The sequence below is a fragment of the Nonomuraea sp. NPDC050310 genome (assembly GCF_040655795.1).
Taxonomy (GTDB): Bacteria; Actinomycetota; Actinomycetes; order Streptosporangiales; family Streptosporangiaceae; genus Nonomuraea.
Genome location: NZ_JBFAKP010000019.1, coordinates 136,259 through 157,540 on the forward strand (window position 1 = coordinate 136,259; position 21,282 = coordinate 157,540).

Here is a 21,282-nt window from a genome sequence, read left to right on the forward strand (position 1 = left end):
ACCGTGATCGTACGGCCGGGCGCCCTGATGGGCATCAGGGACGAGCTGGCCGACCGTCCCTGGGAAGGGCCCGGCGAACACTGGCCCGACGACTACCCCGGCGTCGTCGGCGGCCGTGACCTCAAGGCGGGCGGCACGTGGCTGGCCGTCCACCGCGAGAGCGGGCGGGTGGCCGCCCTCCTCAACGGCCGTGGCACCCTCGCCCCCGAGACCGACCGCGTCTCCCGCGGCGACCTGCCGCTGCGCGCGGTGACCGTGGGCGGCCTGCCCGAGGTGGACCTGACCAGGTACGACCCCTTCCACCTCGTCTACACCGACCGCGCCGGCGGCCGGCTGTGGAGCTGGGACGGCGAGCACCTCACCGAGACGCTCCTGCCGGACGAGACGGTCATGATCGTCAACGACGGCATGGAGGGCCCGCGCGTCACCGCGCACCTCGACCGCTTCCGCGCCACGAGCGACTGGTGGTCGGTGGTCGGCGACGAGCCCGCGGCCGACCCCAGCGCGCTCCTGCTGCACTACGAACTGCCCGACGGGCGGGTCTACGCCTCCCTGTCGATCACCCTGGTCACCCCGCAGAGCTACGAGTTCCGGCAGATAGGCTCAGACCATGAGATCGTGGTCCGCTCCTGACATCACTCGGCTTCCCGGCGAGAGTGTTCCGCTCCGGCTCTACGACACCGCCGCCCGGCGGGTCCGGCAGACCGACCCGGGGCCCACCGCGCGGATGTACGTCTGCGGCATCACCCCCTATGACGCCACCCACCTGGGCCACGCCAACACCTACCTGGCCTTCGACCTGGTCGGCCGGGTGTGGCGGGACAACGGGCACGAGGTGCACTACACCCAGAACGCCACCGACGTGGACGACCCGTTGCTGGAACGTGCCGAGCAGACCGGCCAGGACTGGCGGGCGCTGGCCGAGCGTGAGATCGAACTGTTCCGCACCGACATGACCGCCCTGCGGATGATCCCGCCGCAGGAGTACGTCGGCGTGACGGAGGTCATCGACCGGGTGGCGGCGCTGGTGGAGCGGCTGCGGCCGCTCACCTACGACCTCGACGGCGACGTCTATTTCAGCCGCGCGGACGCGCCCAAGTTCGGCGAGGTCTCCGGCTACTCCGAGGCCGAGATGCTCGCCCTGTCGGCCGAGCGCGGCGGCGACCCCGACCGGCCGGGCAAGCGTGACCCGCTCGACTGGCTGCTGTGGCGGGCCGAGCGCCCGGGCGAGCCGGCCTGGGACAGCAGCCTCGGCCGCGGCCGGCCCGGCTGGCACATCGAGTGCACCGCGATCGCCCTGGACCACCTCGGCGCGGGCTTCGACGTGGCCGGCGGCGGCTCCGACCTGATCTACCCGCACCACGAGTGCGGCGCCTCCGAGGGGCACGCCGCCACCGGCGAGTGGCCCTTCGCCCGCTTCTACACCCACGCCGGCATGGTCGCCCTCGACGGCGAGAAGATGTCGAAGTCCAAGGGCAACCTGGTCTTCGTCTCCCGGCTGCGCGCCGAGCACGACCCGATGGCCGTCCGCCTCGTGCTGCTGGCCCACCACTACCGCGCCGACTGGGAGTACACCCCCGACCAGCTCGCCGACGCCGAGGCCCGGCTCGACCTCTGGCGCCGCGCCGTCGCCTCCGGCCGCGGCCCGCACGCCGAGGAACTGCTGGCCACCGTACGGCAGCGCCTGGCCGACGACCTCGACGCGCCGGGCGCCGTGGCCGCCTTCGACGACTGGGCGCGGAAGGCCCTGGACGGCGAGGGCGAGCAGCCGACCGACCTCGCGGCCAAGGTCGCCGACACCCTTCTCGGAGTGAAGCTCTGATTCGTGGGCAGTCGGGTCATGAGTCGAAAGGAGAGACCATGCCGACTGCCCGTGACATCATGACCCCGGACTGCACCTGCGTCAGCGCCGACGAGACGGTTCTCGACGCGGCCGACAAGATGGCGAGGCTCGATGTCGGGTCACTGCCCATCTGCGGCCCGGACAACAAGCTCAAGGGCATGCTCACCGACCGCGACATCGTGGTGAAGGTCCTGGCCAAGGGCAAGGACCCGAAGTCGTGCCTGGCCGGCGAGCTGGCCCAGGGCGAGGCGGTCACGATCGGAGCCGACCACGACACGCGGGAGATCCTGCGGACGATGGCCCGGCACAAGGTCCGCCGCCTGCCCGTCATCGACGGCCACACCCTGGTGGGCATCGTCTCGCTGGCCGAGGTCACCCGCGCGGTGCCCGACGCCACCGTGGGCGACCTGCTGGACGTGCTGACGTCCGACTGAGTCCCTGAGACACCGCGCCCGCTGAGGGCGTCCGTGGCCGCCGGCCCCTTCCGGGCTCGGCGGCCACGCCCGTCTCAGCTGCCGGAGGCCAGCAGCTCGGTCGCCGAGCCGCGGGCCAGTTGCCGGTAGACCTGTTCCACCTGCTCGGCCACGCGCGGCCAGCCGTACCGTTCCTGGGCCCGGCGGGCGCCGGCGCGGCCGAGCCTGAAGCGCAGCTCCGGGGCCTCGAGCACCCGCCGCAGCGCGGTGGCCAGCGCCAGCGGCTCGCGCGGCGGGACCAGCAGGCCCGCTCCTGCGACGGTGTCCAGGTGCCCGCCCACCGCGGAGGCGATCACCGGCACGCCGCAGGCCATCGCCTCGACCGGCACGAGCCCGAACGGCTCGTACCACGGCACGCTGGCGACCACCTGCGCCGAGCGCATCAGCGCGGGCACCTGGTGGCGCGGCACGCTGCCGAGCACCCGCACCCGCCCGGCCACGCCGAGGGTCAGCGCCAGCTCCGCCAGCCGCCGGGCCTCCTTGTCGTCGGCCGAGCCCCCCGCGACCACCAGGTGCGCTTCGGGCAGCTCGGCCAGGGCGCGCACGACGGTTTCCACGCCCTTGCGCGGCACGAGACGGCCGATGCTGAGGATGCGGCCGGGCACGGGCCGCCCGCCCGGCTCGGGGCAGAAGGTCTGGAGATCGACGCCGCACGGCACGATCGAGATCCGCTCGGCCGGCACGCCCATCGCCCGCAGCTCGGCGACCTCGTCGGTGCAGGTCGCCAGCACCGCGTCGGCCTGCCTGCCGAGCCGGGCCTCGGCGGCCAGCCGGACCCGTGGGCTGGTGTCGGCCGCGCCCTGCCAGCGGCGCTTGACCGTGCCGAGCGCGTGGTAGGTCTGGACGACCGGGATGCTGCCCCGGGCGGCCTCCAGCGCGGCCAGCCCGCTCATCCAGAAGTGCGCGTGCACCACGTCGGGCCGGCGCCGCCGCCAGCCGCGGGCCAGGTGCCCGGCGAACTGCGCCATGTAGGGCGGCAGGTCGTCCTTCGGGATGGGCAGCGGCGGCCCGGCGGGCACGTACTCCACCCACACGCCGGTCGGCAGCGTGACGGCCCTCTGGCCCAGCGCGGTGCGCCGGGTGTGGACCACGACGTCGTGCCCGCGAGCGGCCAGCGCGGCGGCCAGGCAGGAGACGTAGACGTTCTGCCCGCCGGCGTCCACGCCGCCGAGGGCGGCCAGCGGGTCGGCGTGTTCCGAGATGAGATCTACCTTCATGGCGTCAGCTCCCTGTGGCCTGGACGGCCTGCTCGGCGCCCGCCGAGGTCAGGCATGGACGGGCCCGCCGCCGGGTGTTCGCGGCCGCCCGGCGGCGTGAGCCATCGCCCGGCCGCGGCCCCTCGCCGGGGGCGTGGCCGGGTGCGAGGTTCTGTCGTGCGGCTCCCGCGAGAGGACGGGGCCGGATGTGCCGTGCGCACCAGGTCGCGGGTCGGCCCGGCCTTCGGACCGGGGTCGGCGGTGGTCGGCTCGGGTGGCTTCAGGACCGCCTTTCGTACCCGCGCTGTCGCGGTAACGGCTACCTGTGGGAGCGACGGTCAAACCTCACCGGCCCTCCGCCAGGCACGGGTCGTTTGCCGGGCGTGCCGCCGGGTAGCTCCCGGACACTTCCAGGAGGTGCCGAGTGTCCAAGTCCCGCCGTCCCGCAGCCGTCCTTTTCGACCGTGACGGAACGTTGATCCACGACGTGCCCTACAACCGCGATCCTTCCCTGGTCCGGCCCATGCCGGGCGCCCAGGCCGCGTTGCGCAGGCTGCGTGACGCGGGCGTGCTGGTGGGCGTGGTGACCAACCAGTCGGGCGTGGCCCGCGGCCTGATCTCGCCCGACCAGTTGCACCAGGTGAACGAGCGGGTGGAGGAGTTGCTCGGCCCGTTCGACGCCTGGGCGATCTGCGTGCACGACGACATGGACGCCTGCTCGTGCCGCAAGCCGCGGCCGGGCCTGATCATCCGGGCGGCGGCGATCATGGACATCAGCCCGCTCGACTGCGTCATGGTGGGCGACATCGGCAGCGACATGAAGGCCGCGCGGGCGGCCGGCGCGCGGGCGATCATGGTGCCCACGCCGGCGACGCGGCCCTCGGAGTTCGCCGAGGCCGACGAGCTGGCCGCGAGCCTGCCGGAGGCGGTGCAGCGGATCATGGAGATGGAACCGGTGGACACGCTCAACCATCTGATCGCGGGCGGCGCGTTGCACCCGGCGCAGATCGCGAGCTGGAGCCGCTGGTGAGGTGTGAGGGCGGAACGCGGGGGTAGGCGCGGGTTTTTCCGATCTGTCCCTCCGGGGACGGAACTCCGACCTCGGAGGCATGGAGACCTCATGACCCACGCGTACGACTGGTCCCACCGGGCCGCCTGCCTGGACCAGGACCCGGACCTGTTCTTCCCCATCTCCCCGCTCGGGCCCAGCCGGTCCCAGATCGCGCACGCCAAGGCGGTCTGTGGCCGGTGCCCGGTGCGGCGCCCGTGCCTGGAGTACGCGGTGGAGACCCGCCAGCAGCACGGCGTCTGGGGCGGTCTGGAACCCGGCGAACGCCGCGCGGCGCGCTACGCCCCCCGGGCCGCCTGACCCGCTACAGCGGGATCAGCACCCCGTCGAGGTGGTCGACCTCGTGCTGGAGGATCCTGGCCAGCATGCCGATCGCCCGGACCGTCAGCGGCTTGCCGTACATGTCGCGGCCGCGGGCGGTCACCGCGAAGGAACGCTCCAGCGGCCGCCACCGCCCCGGCGCGGACAGGCACGCCTCGTCGGCGATCACCTTGCGGCCGGACAGCTCCAAACGCGGGTTGACCAGGTGCCCGGCCCGCCCGTCGTAGTCGAAGACCAGCACCCGCAGCGGGACGCCGATCTGCGGCGCGGCCAGCCCGGCGCCGCCGGCGGCCGAGCGCATGGTCAGGGTGAGGGACTTGACGAGTTGCCGCAGCTCCTTGTCGAAGGCGGTCACCGGTTCTGCTGCGACCCGGAGGGCCGGATCATCGTAGGCGCAGATAGGCACGCGGAACTCCCCGATGCGTCGCGACGTCAGAGCCAGGATTCCCCGCATGCCGCCGAGTCAACCGTGTCCGGGTGTTACCGGCATGTTGCCCGGGTGACCGGGAAGTAACCGCCGCACAGCCGCTCCGTGGCCAAGTGCGTAACCGCACTTTCCTAGCCTCCGGATCATGATCTCAGACTGGCGGCCGGACGACCCGGCCTTCTGGCGAGCCACGGGGCGGCGTGTCGCCCGGCGGAACCTGGTCTTCTCCATCCTGGCCGAACATCTGGGCTTCACCGTTTGGACGGTGTGGAGCGTGGTGGCGGCCCAGCTCGGCGCCTACGACTTCAGCACCGACCAGCTCTTCTGGCTGGTGGCGCTGCCGAACCTGGTGGGCTCGGCGCTGCGCCTGCCGTACACCTTCGGGCCGGCCCGCTTCGGCGGGCGCGACTACACCGTGTTCAGCGCGCTGCTGCTGCTCATCCCGGCGCTGGCGCTGGGCTGGGCGGTGGGCTCGCCGGACACGCCGTACTGGGTCTTCCTGCTCATCGCGGCCACCGCCGGGTTCGGCGGCGGCAACTTCGCCTCCAGCATGGCCAACATCACGCACTTCTACCCGCAGTCGCGCCAGGGGGCCGCGCTCGGGCTGAACGCGGCCGGCGGCAACATCGGGGTCAGCTCGGTGCAGCTCGTGGTGCCGCTGGTCATCGGGGCCTTCGGCCTCGCGGCGGCGGGCTGGTTCTGGGTGCCGTTCATCGTGGTGGCCGCCGGCTGCGCCTGGCTGTTCATGGACAACCTGGCCACCGCCAAGGCCTCGCCGCGCGAGCAGCTCGCGGTGGCCGGCAACGGCCAGACGTGGCTCATGTCCTTCCTCTACATCGGCACCTTCGGCTCCTTCATCGGGTACTCCACCGCCTTCCCGCTGCTGGCCAAGAGCCTGTTCCCGGGCTCGGCCTGGCAGACGGTGGCCTTCCTCGGCCCGCTGCTCGGCTCGCTGGTGCGCCCGGCCGGGGGCTGGCTGGCCGACCGGCTCGGCGGAGCCCGGGTCACGTTGTGGAACTTCGCCGCCATGGCCGGGGGAGTGGCGCTGGTGTGGCTCGCCGTGGGCTCGGGCGACTTCTGGCTGTTCGCGCTGGCCTTCCAGGCGTTGTTCGTCACCGCGGGCCTGGGCAACGGCTCCACCTACCGGATGGTCCCGGCCATCTTCGGCGCGCTGGCCGCCGCCTCCGGCCGCAGCCCCGAGTACGGCAGGCGCCAGGCCGCCGCCGCGGTCGGCATCATCTCCGCGGTCGGGGCGTTCGGCGGCTTCCTCATCAACCGCGCCTTCGGCATGTCCTTCGCCGCCGGCGGCAGCCCGGCCGCCGCCTTCCTGGCCTTCGGCCTGTTCTACGCCGCCTGTTTCGCCACCACGTGGTGGTGCTACGCCCGGCCGGTCGGCGCCGCGCGGCTCGCTCACGCCCGCGTGTGAACGGCCGTTAGCACGTTGGTAACAGAAGGGACCTCGGTGTGAAATCACCGCTGAGCACCATCAAGCCCGTGAAGACGCACTGCCCTTACTGCGCACTCCAGTGCGGCATGACGGTGACGCCGGGCTCGCCCGCGACGGTCGCGCCGCGCCGGGACGTGCCCGCCAACGCGGGCGGCGCGCTGTGCCAGAAGGGCTGGACCGCGGCCGACCTGCTCGCCCATCCCGACCGGCTGACCGCCCCGCTGCTGCACGGCGAGCCGGCCTCCTGGACGGCGGCGCTCGACCACGTGGCCGGGCGGCTGCGCGCGCTGCGGGCCGAGCACGGACCCGACTCGGTGGCGGTCTTCGGCGGCGGCGGCCTCACCAACGAGAAGGCCTACACGCTGGGCAAGTTCGCCCGGGTCGCGCTGGGCACGAGCCAGATCGACTACAACGGCCGCTTCTGCATGTCCTCGGCGGCGGCCGCGGCCAAGCGGGCCTTCGGGCTCGACCGCGGGCTGCCGTTCCCGGTGACCGACCTGGCCGAGGCCGACGTCGTGCTGCTGGCCGGCGCGAACGTGGCCGAGACGATGCCGCCGCTGGTGCGGCACCTGACCGGGCCGCGCCTGATCGTCATCGACCCGCGCCGCTCGGCCACCGCCAAGCTGGCCTGGCTGCACCTGCGCCCGCTGCCCGGCACCGATCTCGCCCTCGCGCTCGGGCTGCTCCACCTGGTGCTGGCCGAGGGGCTGGCCGACGAGGCCTACCTCGCCGCGCGCACCACCGGCTTCGAGGCCGTGCGCACCTCGCTGGCCGCCTGGTGGCCCGAGCGCGTCGAGCGCGTCACCGGGGTCCCGGTGGCCCGCATGCGCCAGGCCGCGCACGCGCTCGGCCGCGCCGACCGGGCCGTCGTGCTCACCGGGCGCGGCGCCGAGCAGCACGCCAAGGGCACCGACACGGTCACCGCCTTCATCAACCTCGCCCTCGCGCTCGGCCTGCCCGGCCGCCCCGGCTCCGGCTACGGCTGCCTCACCGGCCAGGGCAACGGCCAGGGCGGGCGCGAGCACGGGCAGAAGGCCGACCAGCTCCCCGGCTACCGCCGTATCGACGACCCGGCCGCCCGCGCGCACGTCGCCGGGGTCTGGGGCGTGGACCCCGCCAGCCTGCCCGGGCCCGGCCGCAGCGCCTACGAGCTGCTGGAGGCGCTCGGCACCCCGGACGGGCCGCGAGCGCTGCTGCTGTTCGGCTCCAACCCGGTCGTGTCCGCCCCCGCCTCGCTGCGGATCACCGAACGGCTCAAGGCGCTCGACCTGCTGGTCGTCGCCGACTTCGTGCCCTCGGAGACCGCCGCCCTGGCGCACGTGGTGCTGCCCACCACCCAGTGGGCCGAGGAGAGCGGCACCATGACCAATCTGGAGGGACGCGTCCTGCTGCGCCGCCGGGCGGTCGACCCGCCCGCCGGGGTCCGCTCCGACCTGGAGGTCCTGCGGGAGCTGGCCGGACGGCTCGGCCACGACTTCGCCGCCGAGCCCGCCGAGGTCTTCGACGAGCTGCGCCGCGCCAGCGCGGGCGGCCCGGCCGACTACGCCGGGATCAGCCACGAGCGGCTGGCCGCCGAAACCGGCCTGTTCTGGCCGTGCCCCGCGCCGGAGCACCCCGGCACCCCGCGCGTCTTCCTCGACCGGTTCCCGACCCCCGACGGCCGTGCCCGCCTCGTCCCGGTCGAGCACCGGCCGCCCGCCGAGGAGACCTGTGCCGACTACCCCGTCTACCTGACCACCGGCCGGCTCCTGGCGCACTACCAGAGCGGCGCCCAGACCCGCCGGATCGCCGCCCTCATCGAGGCCGCCCCTGAACCCTTCGTCGAGATCCACCCCGACCTGGCCGCCCAGCTCGAGATCGGCGCGGGCGACCTGGTCGAGGTGACCAGCCGCCGGGGCGCGGCGCGCGGCGTGGCCCGCGTCACCGACGCGGTGCGGCCCGACACCGTCTTCATGCCCTTCCACTGGGAGGGCGCCAACCGTCTCACCAACCCCGTGCTCGACCCGCTCTCGCGCATGCCGGAGTTCAAGGTCTGCGCCGTCCGACTGGAGCGTGTGGCATGAGACTCGTCGTCGTGGGCAACGGCATGGCCGGGGCCCGGCTGGTCAGCGAGGTGCGCGCCCGCTCGGCGGACCTGCGGGTGACCGTCTTCGGGGCCGAGGCCTGGCAGCCCTACAACCGCGTGCTGCTGTCGGAGGTGCTGGCCGGCAGCCACGGGCCCGAGCAGGTGCGCCTGCTCGACCCCTCCTGGTACGGCGAGCACGACGTGCGGGCCGTGCTCGGCACCCGCGTCACCGCCATCGACCGCGAGACCCGCGCCGTCGTCACCGAGGACGGGCGGCGCGAGCCGTACGACGTGCTGGTGCTGGCGACCGGCAGCGAGCCGCTGGTGCCGCCCATCCCCGGCGTCGAGCGGGCGATCGCCTTCCGCACCCTCGACGACTGCCGGCGCATCCTCGCCGAAGCCGGCTCGGCCGCCCGCGCGGTCGTGGTCGGCGGCGGGCTGCTGGGCATCGAGGCCGCCCGCGGGCTGGCCGGGCGCGGCCTGCCGGTGACCCTGCTGCACCTGGCCGGGCACCTGATGGAACGCCAGCTCGACGCCGAGGCCGGGCTGGTGCTCGGCGAGACCCTGGCCGGCCTCGGCGTGGAGATCCGCACCGGCGTGCACGTGGCCGAGGTCCTCGAAGACGGCGTACGGCTGGCCGGCGGCGAGCACGTGCCCGGCGAGCTGGTCGTCCTGGCCTGCGGGGTGCGCCCGCTCACCGGCCTGGCCGAGGCCGCCGGGCTGGAGGTGCGGCGCGGCATCGTCGTCGACGACGAGCTGCGCACCGACGACCCGAGCGTCTTCGCCGTCGGCGAGTGCGCCGAGCACGACGGCCACGTCTACGGCCTGGTCGCGCCCGCCTGGGAGCAGGCCGCGGCCGCCGCCGAGGTGATCACCGGCGGCAAGGCGCTGTACCGCGGCTCGCGGCTGGTCACCCGGCTCAAGGCCCGCAGCGTGGAGCTGGCCGCGATGGGCGAGACGCAGCTCACCGAGGAGCACGCCGAGGTGGTGCGCTTCAGCCACCGCGCCCGCGGCACCTACCGCAAGCTCGTGATCAGGGAGGGCCGCCTGGTCGGCGCGATCGTGCTGGGCGAGAGCGACGCCGTGGGCACCCTCACCCACCTGTTCGACCGGGGCGGCCCGCTGCCCGGCGACCGCGCCGGGCTGCTGTTCCCCGGCCTGGCCGGGAGCGCTCCCAGCGCGCCGAGCCCGACGCGCATGCCGGACTCGGCCAAGGTGTGCCACTGCAACAACGTCACCAAGGGACAGATCCGCTCGTGCTGGGAGGCCGGGGCGCGCGACGTGGCCGCGGTGGCCGCCGCCACCCGTGCCACGACCGGCTGCGGCACCTGCCGCGAAGCGGTGGAGGGAATCGTCGGATGGCTGTGCGAGCAGGAAGGGGCGACCGCGTGACGCGCTTGGTGGTGGCCGGGTACGGCCCGGCCGCGCAGCGGCTGGTGGAGACGCTGCGCGAGCGCCGCTTCGGCGGCGAGATCGTGGTGCTGGGGGAGGAGTCCCGGCCCGCCTACGACCGGGTGGCGCTGACCACCCACCTCACCGAGGGGGCCGACCTGGCCTACCCGGTGCCCGAGGGGGTCACCACGCGGCTGGGGGCGCGCGTGGTCTCCGTCGACCGGGAGGCCAGGGCGGTGCTCGTCGAGGACGGGCGGCGGGAGCCGTACGACGTGCTGGTGCTGGCGACCGGGTCTGCGCCGTTCGTGCCGCCGGTCCCCGGCGCCGGGCTGGCCTTCGTCTACCGCACCATCGACGACCTGGAGGCCATCCGCGCCGCCGCGCGGGGGGCCAGGACCGGCGTGGTGGTCGGCGGCGGGCTGCTCGGGCTGGAGGCCGCCGACGCGCTGCGCGGCCTCGGGCTGGAGACCTCGATCGTCGAGGTCGCGCCCCGGCTGATGCCGCGCCAGGTGGACGAGGGCGGCGGCGCGGTGCTCAAGGCGCACATCGAGGCCCTGGGCCTGGCCGTGCACGCGGGCGAGATGCTGGAGCGCATCGAACCGGGCAGGGTCGTGCTGGCCGGGGGCCGCGAACTGGCCGCCGACGTGGTGGTCTTCTCCGCCGGGGTACGGCCGCGCGACGAGCTGGCACGCGGCTGCGGGCTGGAGGTCGGCGAGCGCGGCGGCATCGTGACCGACGCCGGGATGCGCACCAGCGACCCGGCGATCTACGCCATCGGCGAGTGCGCGCTGGTCGGCGGCACGGTCTACGGCCTGGTGGGGCCCTGCTTCACCATGGCCGAGGTGGCCGCCGACCGGATCATGAGCGGCGGCGCGGAGTTCGGCGGGGCGGAGACCTCGACCAAGCTCAAGCTGCTCGGCGTCGAGGTCGCCCAGTTCGGGGCGATGACCGGGGCCCTGGACGTGGTCTACATGGACCCGGTGGCCGGAATCTACAAGCGGCTGTTCGTCAGCGACGACGCGGCCACGCTGCTCGGCGGCATCTGCGTGGGCGACGCCTCCCCGTACACCGCGCTGAAGGGCTTCGTCGGCAAGGCGCTGCCCGCCGCCCCCTCCGACCTGCTCTTCGCCGGTTCGGGGGTGGCGCTGGACCTGCCGGACGAGGCGTCGGTCTGCTCGTGCAACAACGTCAGCGCCGGGACGATCCGCTCGGCGATCGCCGAGCGCGGCCTGACCGAGGTGGCCGGGATCAAGGCCTGCACCCGGGCCGGGGCCACCTGCGGGTCGTGCGTGCCGATGCTCAGGCAGCTTCTGGAGCGCTCCGGCGTCGAGGTCGGCAAGGCGCTGTGCGAGCACTTCGCGCACAGCCGGGCCGAGCTGTTCGACATCGTGCGGGTGCGGGGTATCGCCACCTTCTCCGAGCTGGTCTCGGCGCACGGGCGCGGGCGCGGGTGCGACATCTGCAAGCCGGTGGTCGCCTCCATCCTGGCCTCGCTGCGCGGCGAGCACGTGCTGTCCGGCGAGCTCGCGGCGCTGCAGGACACCAACGACCACTTCCTCGCCAACATCCAGAAGAACGGCACCTACTCCGTGGTGCCCCGCATCCCGGGCGGCGAGCTGACGCCCGAGCGGCTCATCGTCATCGGCGAGGTGGCCCGCGACTTCGGGCTCTACACGAAGATCACCGGCGGCCAGCGGATCGACCTGTTCGGGGCCCGGGTCGAGCAGTTGCCACTGATCTGGAAGCGCCTGGTCGAGGCCGGGTTCGAGTCCGGGCACGCGTACGGCAAGTCGCTGCGGACGGTCAAGTCGTGCGTCGGCTCCACCTGGTGCCGGTACGGCGTGCAGGACTCCGTCGGGCTCGCCATCGCCCTCGAACTGCGCTACCGCGGGCTGCGCGCCCCGCACAAGCTCAAGTCGGCCGTCTCCGGGTGCGCCCGGGAGTGCGCCGAGGCGCGCGGCAAGGACTTCGGGATCATCGCCACCGAGCAGGGCTGGAACCTGTACGTCGGCGGCAACGGCGGCTTCCGGCCCCGGCACGCCGACCTGCTGGTGGCCGACGTGTCCACCGAGGAGCTGGTGCGGGTGATCGACCGGTTCCTGATGTTCTACATCGCCACCGCCGACCGGCTGCAGCGGACCTCGGCGTGGCTGGAGTCGCTGGAGGGCGGGCTGGAGTACCTGCGGCAGGTCGTGGTGGAGGACTCGCTGGGGATCTGTGCGGAGCTGGAGGCGCGGATGGAGCGCCACGTCGCCGGATATTTCGATGAATGGCGGGCGGTGCTCGACGATCCGGACAAGCTCCGGCGTTTCACCAGCTTCGTCAACGCGCCCGGCGTGCCCGACCCGTCGATCGCCTTCGAGACCGAACGCGAGCAGATCAAGCCGGTCCTGATCCCCCTGGAGGTGTCGTCCCGATGAACCCGAGCCCGTCCGCCACCCTGACCTGGACCCCGGTCTGCCGGGTGGCCGACCTGCTGCCGGAGCGAGGCGCCTGCGCGCTGGTCGGCGGGCGGCAGGTGGCCCTCTTCCGCGACCACACCGGGCACCTGCACGCCCTCGACAACCTCGACCCCTTCAGCGGCGCGCACGTGCTGTCGCGCGGCATCGTCGGCAGCCGCGGCGGCGAGCCGACCGTCGCCTCGCCCATGCACAAGCAGGTCTTCTCGCTGCGGACCGGCGCCTGCCTCGACGACCCGGCGGTCACGGTCGCCACCTACCGGGTCCGCGCCCGCCACGGCGTGGTGGAGGTCGCCGTGTAGCCCCCTCGCGCCGTTCACCCCGTCCCGCCCGCGAACCCCGTCCTGCGCACGACGCGGGCCTGCCGTACCACCCAGAACCGAAAGGAGACCTCCATGAGCGCCCTGCCCGCGGAGCTCCCGCCCACCCCGGAGACCGCGCCCGACGCGCTGGCCGGCTTCACCATCGGCGTCACGGCGACCAGGCGGCGCGAGGAGTTCGGCGCGCTGCTGGAACGGCGCGGCGCGCGCGTGGTGAGCGCCCCCGCCATCCGGCTGGTCCCGCTGCCCGAGGACGCCGAACTGCTCGCCGCCACCCGGGACGTGCTGGCCGGCCGGCTGGACGACGTCGTGATCACCACGGGCGTGGGCTTCCGCGGCTGGACGGCGGCGGCCGAGGGCTGGGGCCTGTCCGCCGAGCTGGCCGCCCAGCTCGGCGCCGCCCGGCTGCTCACCCGGGGCCCCAAGGCGCGGGGCGCGGTCCGGGCGGCCGGGCTCAGCGACCACTGGACCGCGGCCACCGAATCGTGCGAGGAGGTCAAGGCGCACCTGCTGGCCCAGGACCTCACCGGCCGCCGCATCGCCGTCCAGTTGCACGGCGAGCCGCTCACCGAGTTCGTGGCCGCGCTGCGGGGGGCGGGGGCCGAGGTGATCGAGGTGCCGGTCTACCGGTGGCTGCCCTACCGCGACCCCTCGCCGCTGCGGCGACTGATCACCCAGACCGTCGCGGGCACCGTGGACGCCGTCGCCTTCACCAGCGCGCCCGCCGTCCACGCCATGCTCGCCGCCGCCCGTGCCGCAGGCCAGGAGGAGCACCTGCTGGCCGCCTTCGCCGATGGCGTCGTGGCCGCGTGCGTCGGGCCGGTCACCGCCCAGCCCCTGCTCGCGCGGGGCGTCCCCGTCGTCCAGCCCGAGCGGGCCCGGCTCGGCGCGCTGGCCCGTACCCTCGCCCGGCACCTGCCCGAACACGGCGTCACCCGCCTGGTCGCCGGCGGACACGCACTGGAGATCCGTGGTCACGCGGTCGTCGTCGACGGCGACCTGCGTCCGCTGCCGCCCGCGCCCATGTCGGTCCTCAAACGCCTGGCCGACAAGCCCGGCCATGTCGTCCACCGTGGCGACCTGCGTGCCGTACTGCCCGGCAGCCAGAGCCGCGACTCGGCCGAACACGCCGTCGAGATGGCCGTCACGCGCCTGCGCCGCGCCCTGGGCGCCCGCGACGTCATCGAGACCGTCGTCAAGCGCGGCTACCGCCTCGCCTGCGACCGCCCCACCCCATGACCGCCCCCTCCCTCGCGGGTCCGCTGTCTTCCGCCGAGCCCGCGCTCGTCCTGGCCGCCCACGGGACGCGCAGCCGGGCCGGCGAGCGGACCCTGGAACACCTGGCCCACGTCATGCGCGCCCGCCGTCCGGGCCACCGGGTGACGCTCGCCTACCTGGAGATCAGCCGCCCGTCCCTCGGCTCCGTGCTCGCGACCCTCACCGGCCCGGCCGTCGTCGTGCCGCTCCTGCTGGCGGGGGGCTACCACGTCCACGTGGACCTCCCCGAAACCCTCACCCGCCGGCCCGCCTCCGGCCACGTCCCGGACGTGCTGCCGGCCCGGTATCTCGGCCCGCACCCGCTCCTGGCCCACGCCCTGGCCCGCCGGCTGGACGAGGCCGGGCTCACGCCGCGGCACCGGGTGGTCCTGGGTGCGGCGGGTTCCAGCGATCCGGCCGCCCGCGCCGAGGTGCGGGCCGCCGCGCGGTTGCTCGCCGTACGGCTGGCGCGGCCGGTCACCGCGGCCTACGCCGGGGACGCCGACTTCACGGCGGAGGGCACCCCGCCCCTGGCCGCGGCCATCGGGCCGGACACCGCGATCGCCTCCTACCTGCTGGCTCCCGGTTTCTTCCACGACCGCCTCCGGGCCGCCGGGGCACCCCTGGTCAGCGCGCCGCTGGGCGAGGAGGTGGCCGAGCTCGGCTGGCTGCGCTACGACGAGGCGGTTCAGCGGGCCAGGAAGTGCCAGCCCATCCAGCACCACGCCAGGACCACCGCCACCCGCCCCGCCGGATGACGCAGCACCACCGCCAGGCACCTGCCCAGCGTCGGCAGCCTCGACTCCGGCCGCCGCCTGGCCGTCACGTCGAGGACGGCGGCGGCCACCAGGACGGCGGCGAAGGCCACGGCCATCATCATCGCCGTCGCACCAGCCACCACCCGGTCAGCAGCCACGCGAACCACCCCACCGCCCGGCCCACCGGGTCGGCCAGCAGCGGATCCAGCAGGTCACTGAACGTCGGCCGGTCCGGGGCCGGGAACAGCAGCGCCCAGAACTCCAGCACCCCGAACACGGCGGCCGGCCCCGCCCACGGCCACCACCTGCTGGGCGGGGTGGCGGGCGCCGGGGGAGCGGCGGGCCGGGGGCGGAGGGCCAGGACGGCCACCACCGTGCCGGCCGCGGCGACCGCCAGATAGGTGCGCGGCTCGAAGGACGGCAGCCCGCCACCCGCCACCGCGAGCACCCCCAACGGCAGCACCACCGGCACGAACCGGTGCACGGCCCTGGCCGCGGGGCCTTGCGCGGATGGGGTCACGAGTCAGCACCTCCCGACAGACGAGCCCGCAGGCCGGCGAGCCGCCTCCGAAGGCGGCCCGAGAATCCGGACGGGCGGGAACCGGGTGGCGTCCGGTCAGCCGGAGGCGGGTTCGAGGCGGAGTGCGCGGACGATCTCCGCGGCGGCCGCGTCCCGGGAGTGCCCGGCGTCCGCTCCCATGAACATCTCATAGTAGGCGTGCTGGAAGCACCCCGCCAGGAGCAGCCGGGCGCTGCCGGTGGGGTCGACGGAGGCGTCGACGCGGCCACGGCGCTGCTCGGCCTCCAAGTACACCGAGAGCGGCACGATCTCCGCCATCGGCCCGAGCTCGCTGTCGCGGACGGCCTCGCGGTAGCGGACGGTCACCGACGGCTCGATGAAGGCGGGCAACGCCGCCGACTGGACCTCGACGTAGTAGTCGATCCCGGCCCGGGCGGCGAAGCGGAGGTTGTCCTGGACCTCGCCCTGACCGGGCGTGAGGTTGTGCAGGATGCGGAGCCAGAGCGGGAGACGGTCCTGGAGCAGGGCGAGGAAGTGGTCCACGGGTCCGCCGGTGCGATTCTCGCGCAGCGAAAGAGCCATCTTCAGAACGCGCAGCCTGGTGTCCTGACTTCTTTGGTGCGGATCTACATGGGAAGTCGCCATGGTTGGCCTAACGTGCGCAGTCACATGGACAGGTTCGACGTGGCGCTGGCGGGATTCGGCGGTGTTTATCGACCGCGTTTCCCCTTGTCATCAAATTGTTGCCGGTTGGAGTGCCAGCCTGGTGCGATCCGCCGTAAAGAGCGCGGATAACGATTGTTGCGCGAAACCAGTGCGAAAAGGCTGAAAATTAGCTGTCAGTGTTGCCGTTGCGACGGCGGAGGTAACGCTCGAACTCGGCCGCGATCGCGTCGCCACTGGCCTCGGGCAGGTCGGCGGCGTCCTTGCGCTCCTCGAGCTCCTTGACGTACTCCGCCACCTCGGTGTCCTGCGAGGCGAGTTCGTCCACGCCGTGCTCCCAGGCGCGTGACTCCTCTTCGAGGTCGCCCACCGGCATCGGGATGTCGAGCAGGTCCTCCACCCGGCGCAGCAGGGCGAGGGTGGCCTTGGGGTTGGGCGGCTGGGCCACGTAGTGCGGCACGGAGGCCCACAGCGACACCGACTGCAGCCCGGCCGCGCCGAGCGCGTGCTGCAGGACGCCGACGATGCCGGTCGGGCCCTCGTAGCGGCTGAGCTCCAGGTTGAGCGAGCGCGCCAGACCCTCGTCGGAGGCGGCGCCGATGATCGGCACGGGCCGGGTGTGCGGGGAGTCGTTGAGCAGCGCGCCCAGCATCACGGCCAGCTCGATGCCGAGCTCGCGGCAGACCTCGACGATCTCCTCGCAGAAGGAACGCCAGCGCATGTTCGGCTCGATGCCGCGCAGCAGGACGACGTCGCGCTCGGCACCCGGCGGGCGGGCGTGCGACAGCCGCGTCGTCGGCCAGACGATCGAGCGCTGCAGGCCCTCGCTCAGCTCGACGATGGGCCGGGTGACCTGGAAGTCGTAGTAGTCCTCAGGGTCGAGGGCGGCCAGCGGCCGGGCCTGCCAGGTGTTCTCGAGGTGGGCGATGACGCCGCTCGACGCCTCGCCCGCGTCGTTCCACCCCTCGAACGCGGCGATCAGCACCGGGTCGACGAGCTCGGGGAGCCCTTCGAGCTCGATCACGCGCGCCCTCCTCTCGCTGGTGTGGCCTAAGCCTATGCCGTGAGGAGGGGGCCGCGTCACGACTCCGGGGGCCTTACGCTTCCAGCGCACCGCCGCCCACGGGGTTCCCGTGCGCACCGGGGTTCGCGTGGGTGTTTTCCTGGGCTTTCCCTCCTGTCCCCGCCGTCTCAGGGGCCCCGGCCGAAGGGGGCCGCCGGAGGGGCCGGGTGTCGGGGGCGCCCGGCGGGGGTAGTGACGTCGGCCTTGATCGGCCAGGTGGGCGCCCGTAGCGGGCTTCAGGGGCGGTAGCCGTACACAACGGGCGGTAGCCGTACACAAGACGGAAACCGGAGCCGTCGGCGAAGACGGAAACGCGTGTCTCACCCCGTGATCGCGCGCCAGGCGGGACGGCCGGGGTCGCTAAGCTTGGGGGCATGAACAGCTCCCCGTCCTTCCGTGAAGTCCTGTCCCAGCGCGTGGTCGTCGCCGACGGGGCGATGGGGACGATGCTGCAGGCCCAGGACCCCACCCTCGACGACTTCGAGGGGCACGAGGGCTGCAACGAGGTGCTCAACGTCACCCGGCCGGACATCGTCGCCGGGGTGCACGAGGCGTACTTCGCGGTCGGGGTGGACTGCGTGGAGACCAACACCTTCGGCGCCAACCTGTCGGCGCTCGGCGAGTACGACATCTCCGAGCGCGTGTACGAGTACTCCGAGGCCGGCGCGCGCCTGGCCCGGCAGGCGGCCGACCGCTGGTCCACGCCGGAGCACCCGCGGTTCGTGCTGGGCTCGATGGGCCCGGGCACCAAGCTGCCCACGCTGGGGCACCTGCCGTACAAGACGCTGCGCGACGCCTACCGCGACAACGCGGCGGGCCTGATCGCCGGCGGCGCGGACGCGCTGATCATCGAGACCAGCCAGGACCTGCTGCAGGTGAAGGCGGCGGTCGTCGGCGCGAAGCGGGCGATCTCGGCCGCCGGGCGCGACGTGCCGATCATCGCGCAGGTGACGATCGAGACCAACGGCGCGATGCTGCTGGGCTCCGAGATCGGCGCGGCGCTGACCGCGATCGAGCCGCTGGGCGTCGACATCGTCGGCCTCAACTGCGCCACCGGCCCGGCCGAGATGAGCGAGCACCTGCGCCACCTGGCCCGCCACTCGCGCCTGAAGCTGTCGTGCATGCCGAACGCGGGCCTGCCGGTGCTGACCGCCGACGGGGCCTACTACCCGCTGAGCCCGGCCGAGCTGGCCGACGCGCACGAGGCCTTCACCCGCGACTACGGCCTGACGCTGGTGGGCGGCTGCTGCGGCACCACCCCCGAGCACCTGCGCCACGTGGTGGAGCGCGTCGGCGTCGGCGCCGCGGCCCCCGCGCCGGAGCAGGAGGAGGTCCGCCCGGGCAAGGCCCCGGCCGCGCGCAAGCCGCAGCCCGAGCCGGGCGTCTCCTCGCTCTACCAGTCGGTCCCCTTCCGGCAGGACACCTCCTACCTGGCCATCGGCGAGCGCTGCAACACCAACGGCTCCAAGGCCTTCCGCGAGGCGATGCTGGCCGGCCGCTGGGACGACTGCGTCGAGATGGCCCGCGACCAGGCCCGCGACGGCGCCCACCTGCTCGACCTGTGCGTCGACTACGTGGGCCGCGACGGCGTGGCCGACATGAAGGAGCTGGCCTTCCGCTTCGCCACCGCCTCCACGCTGCCGATCATGCTCGACTCGACCGAGCCGGCGGTGCTGCAGGCCGGCCTGGAGATGCTCGGCGGCCGGGCGGCGGTCAACTCGGTCAACTACGAGGACGGCGCCGGCCCCGACTCCCGCTTCCAGAAGATCATGCGGCTGGTGAGCGAGCACGGCGCGGCCGTGGTGGCGCTGACCATCGACGAGGAGGGGCAGGCCCGCACCGCCGAGTGGAAGGTGCGCGTGGCCTCCCGGCTGATCGACGACCTCACCGCCAACTGGGGGATGCGCGTCGAGGACATCATCGTCGACTGCCTGACCTTCCCGATCGCCACCGGCCAGGAGGAGACCAGGCGCGACGGCCTGGAGACCATCGAGGCCATCCGCGAGCTCAAGCGGCGCTACCCGACGGTGCAGACCACGCTGGGCCTGTCCAACATCTCCTTCGGCCTCAACCCGGCCGCGCGCATCGTGCTCAACTCGGTCTTCCTCAACGAGTGCGTCAACGCCGGGCTCGACTCGGCGATCGTGCACGCCTCCAAGATCCTGCCGATGGCGCGCATCCCCGACGAGCAGCGCCAGGTCGCGCTCGACATGGTCTACGACCGCCGCCGCGAGGGCTACGACCCGCTGCAGCGCTTCATGGACCTGTTCGAGGGCGTCGACGCGGCCGCGATGCGCCAGGGCAAGGCCGAGGAGCTGGCCGCGCTGCCGCTGTGGGAGCGGCTCAAGCGCCGCATCATCGACGGCGAGAAGAAGGGCCTGGAGGCCGACCTCGAGGACGCGCTGACCCAGCGGCCCGCCCTGGAGATCATCAACGACGTGCTGCTCGACGGCATGAAGACGGTCGGCGAGCTGTTCGGCTCCGGCCAGATGCAGCTTCCCTTCGTGCTGCAGTCGGCCGAGGTGATGAAGACCGCGGTGGCCCACCTGGAACCGCACATGGAGCGGGTCGAGGGCGAGACCAAGGGCCGGATCGTGCTGGCCACGGTCAAGGGCGACGTGCACGACATCGGCAAGAACCTGGTCGACATCATCCTGTCCAACAACGGCTACGAGGTGGTCAACCTCGGCATCAAGCAGCCGGTGAGCGCCATCCTGGAGGCGGCCGAGGACAAGCGGGCCGACGTGATCGGCATGTCCGGCCTGCTGGTCAAGTCGACCGTGATCATGAAGGAGAACCTCGAGGAGATGAACTCCCGGGGCATCTCCACCCGCTTCCCGGTGCTGCTCGGCGGCGCGGCGCTGACCCGCGCCTACGTCGAGCAGGACCTGGCGGGCATGTTCGAGGGCCAGGTCCGCTACGCCCGCGACGCCTTCGAGGGCCTGCGCCTGATGGACGCCTTCATGGCGCACAAGCGCGAGGGCGCCCCGCTGCCCGCGCTGCGCGAGCGCCGCGTCAAGACCGGCGCGGTGCTCCAGCGCACCGCGGTCGAGGAGCTGCCCGCCCGCTCCGACGTGGCCGCCGACAACCCGCTGCCGGTCGCGCCGTTCCTCGGCGACCGCATCGTCAAGGGCATCTCGCTCAACGACTACGCCTCCTTCCTGGACGAGCGGGCGCTGTTCCTGGGCCAGTGGGGGCTCAAGCCGACCCGCGGCGGCGACGGGCCCGGCTACGACGAGCTCGTCGAGACCGAGGGCCGGCCGCGGCTGCGCATGTGGCTGGAGCGGATCCAGACCGAGGGCCTGCTGGAGGCGGCGGTCGTCTACGGCTACTTCCCGTGCGTCAGCGACGGCGACTCGCTGATCATCCTCGACGACGCCGGCGACGAGCGCACCCGCTTCACCTTCCCGCGCCAGCGGCGCGACCGGCACCTGTGCCTGTCGGACTTCTTCCGCTCGCGCGAGTCGGGCCAGACCGACGTCGTGGCCTTCCAGGTGGCGACCATGGGCGGGCGCATCTCCGAGGCGACGGCCGAGCTGTTCGCCAAGGACGCCTACCGCGACTACCTGGAGCTGCACGGCCTGTCGGTGCAGCTCACCGAGGCGCTGGCGGAGTACTGGCACGCCCGCGTCCGGGCCGAGCTCGGCATCGGCGGCGGTGAGTCGCTGGACGACATGCTCAAGGTCAACATCCAGGGCTGCCGCTACTCCTTCGGCTACCCGGCCTGCCCCAACCTGGAGGACCAGCAGCAGCTCTTCGAACTGCTGCGGCCCGAGCGCATCGGGGTGAGCCTGTCGGAGGAGTTCCAGCTCCACCCCGAGCAGGCCACCTCCGCCCTGGTCGCCCACCACCCGGAGGCGAAGTACTTCAACGTCTGAACCGACCTCCCCGATCGGTACGGCAGGCGGGCCGAGCCCCGCTCCTCCGGGATGCCCGGGGTCAGGAGCTGGGCAAAGGCCCGTCTACCCCGGCGCGCAGGAATGCGCGGGCCGCCTGGCATCGTTGACAC

The 21,282-nt window shown here is 73.6% G+C and carries 19 protein-coding genes; 13 read left to right on the forward strand and 6 right to left on the reverse strand.

Going from position 1 to position 21,282, the window contains the following annotated elements:
• The first annotated feature begins 3 nt into the window (after window positions 1-3).
• The 3 genes from AB0I67_RS33005 to AB0I67_RS33015 are packed head-to-tail and all read left to right on the forward strand — an operon-like array spanning window position 4 to window position 2,277.
• On the forward strand, window positions 4-633 hold the full coding sequence (locus tag AB0I67_RS33005; protein WP_357931607.1) for an NRDE family protein: 630 nt from the start codon (window positions 4-6) through the stop codon (window positions 631-633).
• Window positions 611-1,822, forward strand: coding sequence for a cysteine--1-D-myo-inosityl 2-amino-2-deoxy-alpha-D-glucopyranoside ligase (gene mshC, locus AB0I67_RS33010; RefSeq protein WP_357931609.1), 1,212 nt, complete (start codon window positions 611-613; stop codon window positions 1,820-1,822). Before AB0I67_RS33005 ends, mshC begins: the two co-directional genes overlap by 23 nt.
• 38 nt (window positions 1,823-1,860) lie before the next feature.
• Entirely contained in the window at window positions 1,861-2,277 is a 417-nt protein-coding gene (locus AB0I67_RS33015; RefSeq protein WP_357931612.1) for a CBS domain-containing protein, read from the forward strand.
• A gap of 74 nt (window positions 2,278-2,351) precedes the next feature.
• Here AB0I67_RS33015 and AB0I67_RS33020 read toward each other — a convergent pair whose 3' ends face one another.
• On the reverse strand, window positions 2,352-3,533 hold the full coding sequence (locus AB0I67_RS33020; protein ID WP_357931615.1) for a glycosyltransferase: 1,182 nt from the start codon (window positions 3,531-3,533) through the stop codon (window positions 2,352-2,354).
• A gap of 403 nt (window positions 3,534-3,936) precedes the next feature.
• On the opposite strand from AB0I67_RS33020, the gene AB0I67_RS33025 reads away from it, so the two are divergent.
• Together AB0I67_RS33025 and AB0I67_RS33030 are read left to right on the forward strand one after the other, a co-directional pair.
• Complete coding sequence (locus AB0I67_RS33025; RefSeq protein WP_357931618.1) at window positions 3,937-4,542, forward strand: HAD family hydrolase; 606 nt, start codon at window positions 3,937-3,939, stop codon at window positions 4,540-4,542.
• 90 nt (window positions 4,543-4,632) lie between these two features.
• Complete coding sequence (locus tag AB0I67_RS33030; RefSeq protein ID WP_357931620.1) at window positions 4,633-4,881, forward strand: WhiB family transcriptional regulator; 249 nt, start codon at window positions 4,633-4,635, stop codon at window positions 4,879-4,881.
• A 4-nt stretch (window positions 4,882-4,885) separates the two neighbouring features.
• Here AB0I67_RS33030 and AB0I67_RS33035 read toward each other — a convergent pair whose 3' ends face one another.
• Window positions 4,886-5,308: a peptide deformylase gene (locus tag AB0I67_RS33035; protein ID WP_357931623.1), complete on the reverse strand. Its 423-nt coding sequence runs from the start codon at window positions 5,306-5,308 to the stop codon at window positions 4,886-4,888.
• A gap of 166 nt (window positions 5,309-5,474) precedes the next feature.
• On the opposite strand from AB0I67_RS33035, the gene AB0I67_RS33040 reads away from it, so the two are divergent.
• The 7 genes from AB0I67_RS33040 to AB0I67_RS33070 all read left to right on the forward strand — a co-directional run bounded on the left by AB0I67_RS33040 (window position 5,475) and on the right by AB0I67_RS33070 (window position 15,027).
• Window positions 5,475-6,755 (forward strand): MFS transporter, encoded by a 1,281-nt coding sequence (locus AB0I67_RS33040; protein ID WP_357931626.1) that lies wholly within the window; start codon window positions 5,475-5,477, stop codon window positions 6,753-6,755.
• A 68-nt stretch (window positions 6,756-6,823) separates the two neighbouring features.
• The gene (locus tag AB0I67_RS33045) at window positions 6,824-8,839 is read left to right on the forward strand and encodes a molybdopterin oxidoreductase family protein (RefSeq protein WP_357931628.1); all 2,016 of its coding nucleotides are present in this window, start codon (window positions 6,824-6,826) and stop codon (window positions 8,837-8,839) included.
• Window positions 8,836-10,233 carry an FAD-dependent oxidoreductase gene (locus tag AB0I67_RS33050; protein ID WP_357931632.1) on the forward strand — a complete coding sequence of 466 codons (1,398 nt, stop codon included), beginning with the start codon at window positions 8,836-8,838 and terminating at the stop codon, window positions 10,231-10,233. Before AB0I67_RS33045 ends, AB0I67_RS33050 begins: the two co-directional genes overlap by 4 nt.
• Window positions 10,230-12,653 (forward strand): nitrite reductase large subunit NirB, encoded by a 2,424-nt coding sequence (gene nirB / locus AB0I67_RS33055; protein ID WP_357931634.1) that lies wholly within the window; start codon window positions 10,230-10,232, stop codon window positions 12,651-12,653. Before AB0I67_RS33050 ends, nirB begins: the two co-directional genes overlap by 4 nt.
• Window positions 12,650-12,994, forward strand: a complete 345-nt coding sequence (nirD, locus tag AB0I67_RS33060; RefSeq protein ID WP_357931637.1) for a nitrite reductase small subunit NirD — start codon at window positions 12,650-12,652, stop codon at window positions 12,992-12,994. The genes nirB and nirD overlap by 4 nt, the downstream gene beginning before the upstream one ends.
• Window positions 12,995-13,087: 93 nt before the next feature.
• Entirely contained in the window at window positions 13,088-14,251 is a 1,164-nt protein-coding gene (locus tag AB0I67_RS33065) for a uroporphyrinogen-III synthase (RefSeq protein ID WP_357931640.1), read from the forward strand.
• On the forward strand, window positions 14,248-15,027 hold the full coding sequence (locus tag AB0I67_RS33070; RefSeq protein ID WP_357931643.1) for a CbiX/SirB N-terminal domain-containing protein: 780 nt from the start codon (window positions 14,248-14,250) through the stop codon (window positions 15,025-15,027). The genes AB0I67_RS33065 and AB0I67_RS33070 overlap by 4 nt, the downstream gene beginning before the upstream one ends.
• On the opposite strand, the gene AB0I67_RS33075 is transcribed toward AB0I67_RS33070, so the two are convergent.
• The 4 genes from AB0I67_RS33075 to AB0I67_RS33090 form a co-directional block, all read right to left on the reverse strand.
• A complete protein-coding gene (locus tag AB0I67_RS33075; RefSeq protein WP_357931646.1) occupies window positions 14,958-15,185 on the reverse strand; it encodes a DUF6186 family protein in 228 nt (75 codons plus the stop codon). The two genes, AB0I67_RS33070 and AB0I67_RS33075, sit on opposite strands and share 70 nt — an antisense overlap.
• Entirely contained in the window at window positions 15,146-15,547 is a 402-nt protein-coding gene (locus tag AB0I67_RS33080) for a hypothetical protein (RefSeq protein ID WP_357931649.1), read from the reverse strand. Before AB0I67_RS33080 ends, AB0I67_RS33075 begins: the two co-directional genes overlap by 40 nt.
• Before the next feature lie 96 nt (window positions 15,548-15,643).
• The gene (locus AB0I67_RS33085; RefSeq protein WP_357931652.1) at window positions 15,644-16,129 is read right to left on the reverse strand and encodes a hypothetical protein; all 486 of its coding nucleotides are present in this window, start codon (window positions 16,127-16,129) and stop codon (window positions 15,644-15,646) included.
• A gap of 250 nt (window positions 16,130-16,379) precedes the next feature.
• Window positions 16,380-17,234: a PAC2 family protein gene (locus AB0I67_RS33090; RefSeq protein ID WP_357931655.1), complete on the reverse strand. Its 855-nt coding sequence runs from the start codon at window positions 17,232-17,234 to the stop codon at window positions 16,380-16,382.
• Window positions 17,235-17,647: 413 nt separating this feature from the next.
• Between AB0I67_RS33090 and metH the strand changes: the two genes are divergently transcribed.
• Complete coding sequence (gene metH, locus AB0I67_RS33095; RefSeq protein WP_357931658.1) at window positions 17,648-21,151, forward strand: methionine synthase; 3,504 nt, start codon at window positions 17,648-17,650, stop codon at window positions 21,149-21,151.
• The last annotated feature ends 131 nt before the right edge of the window (window positions 21,152-21,282 follow it).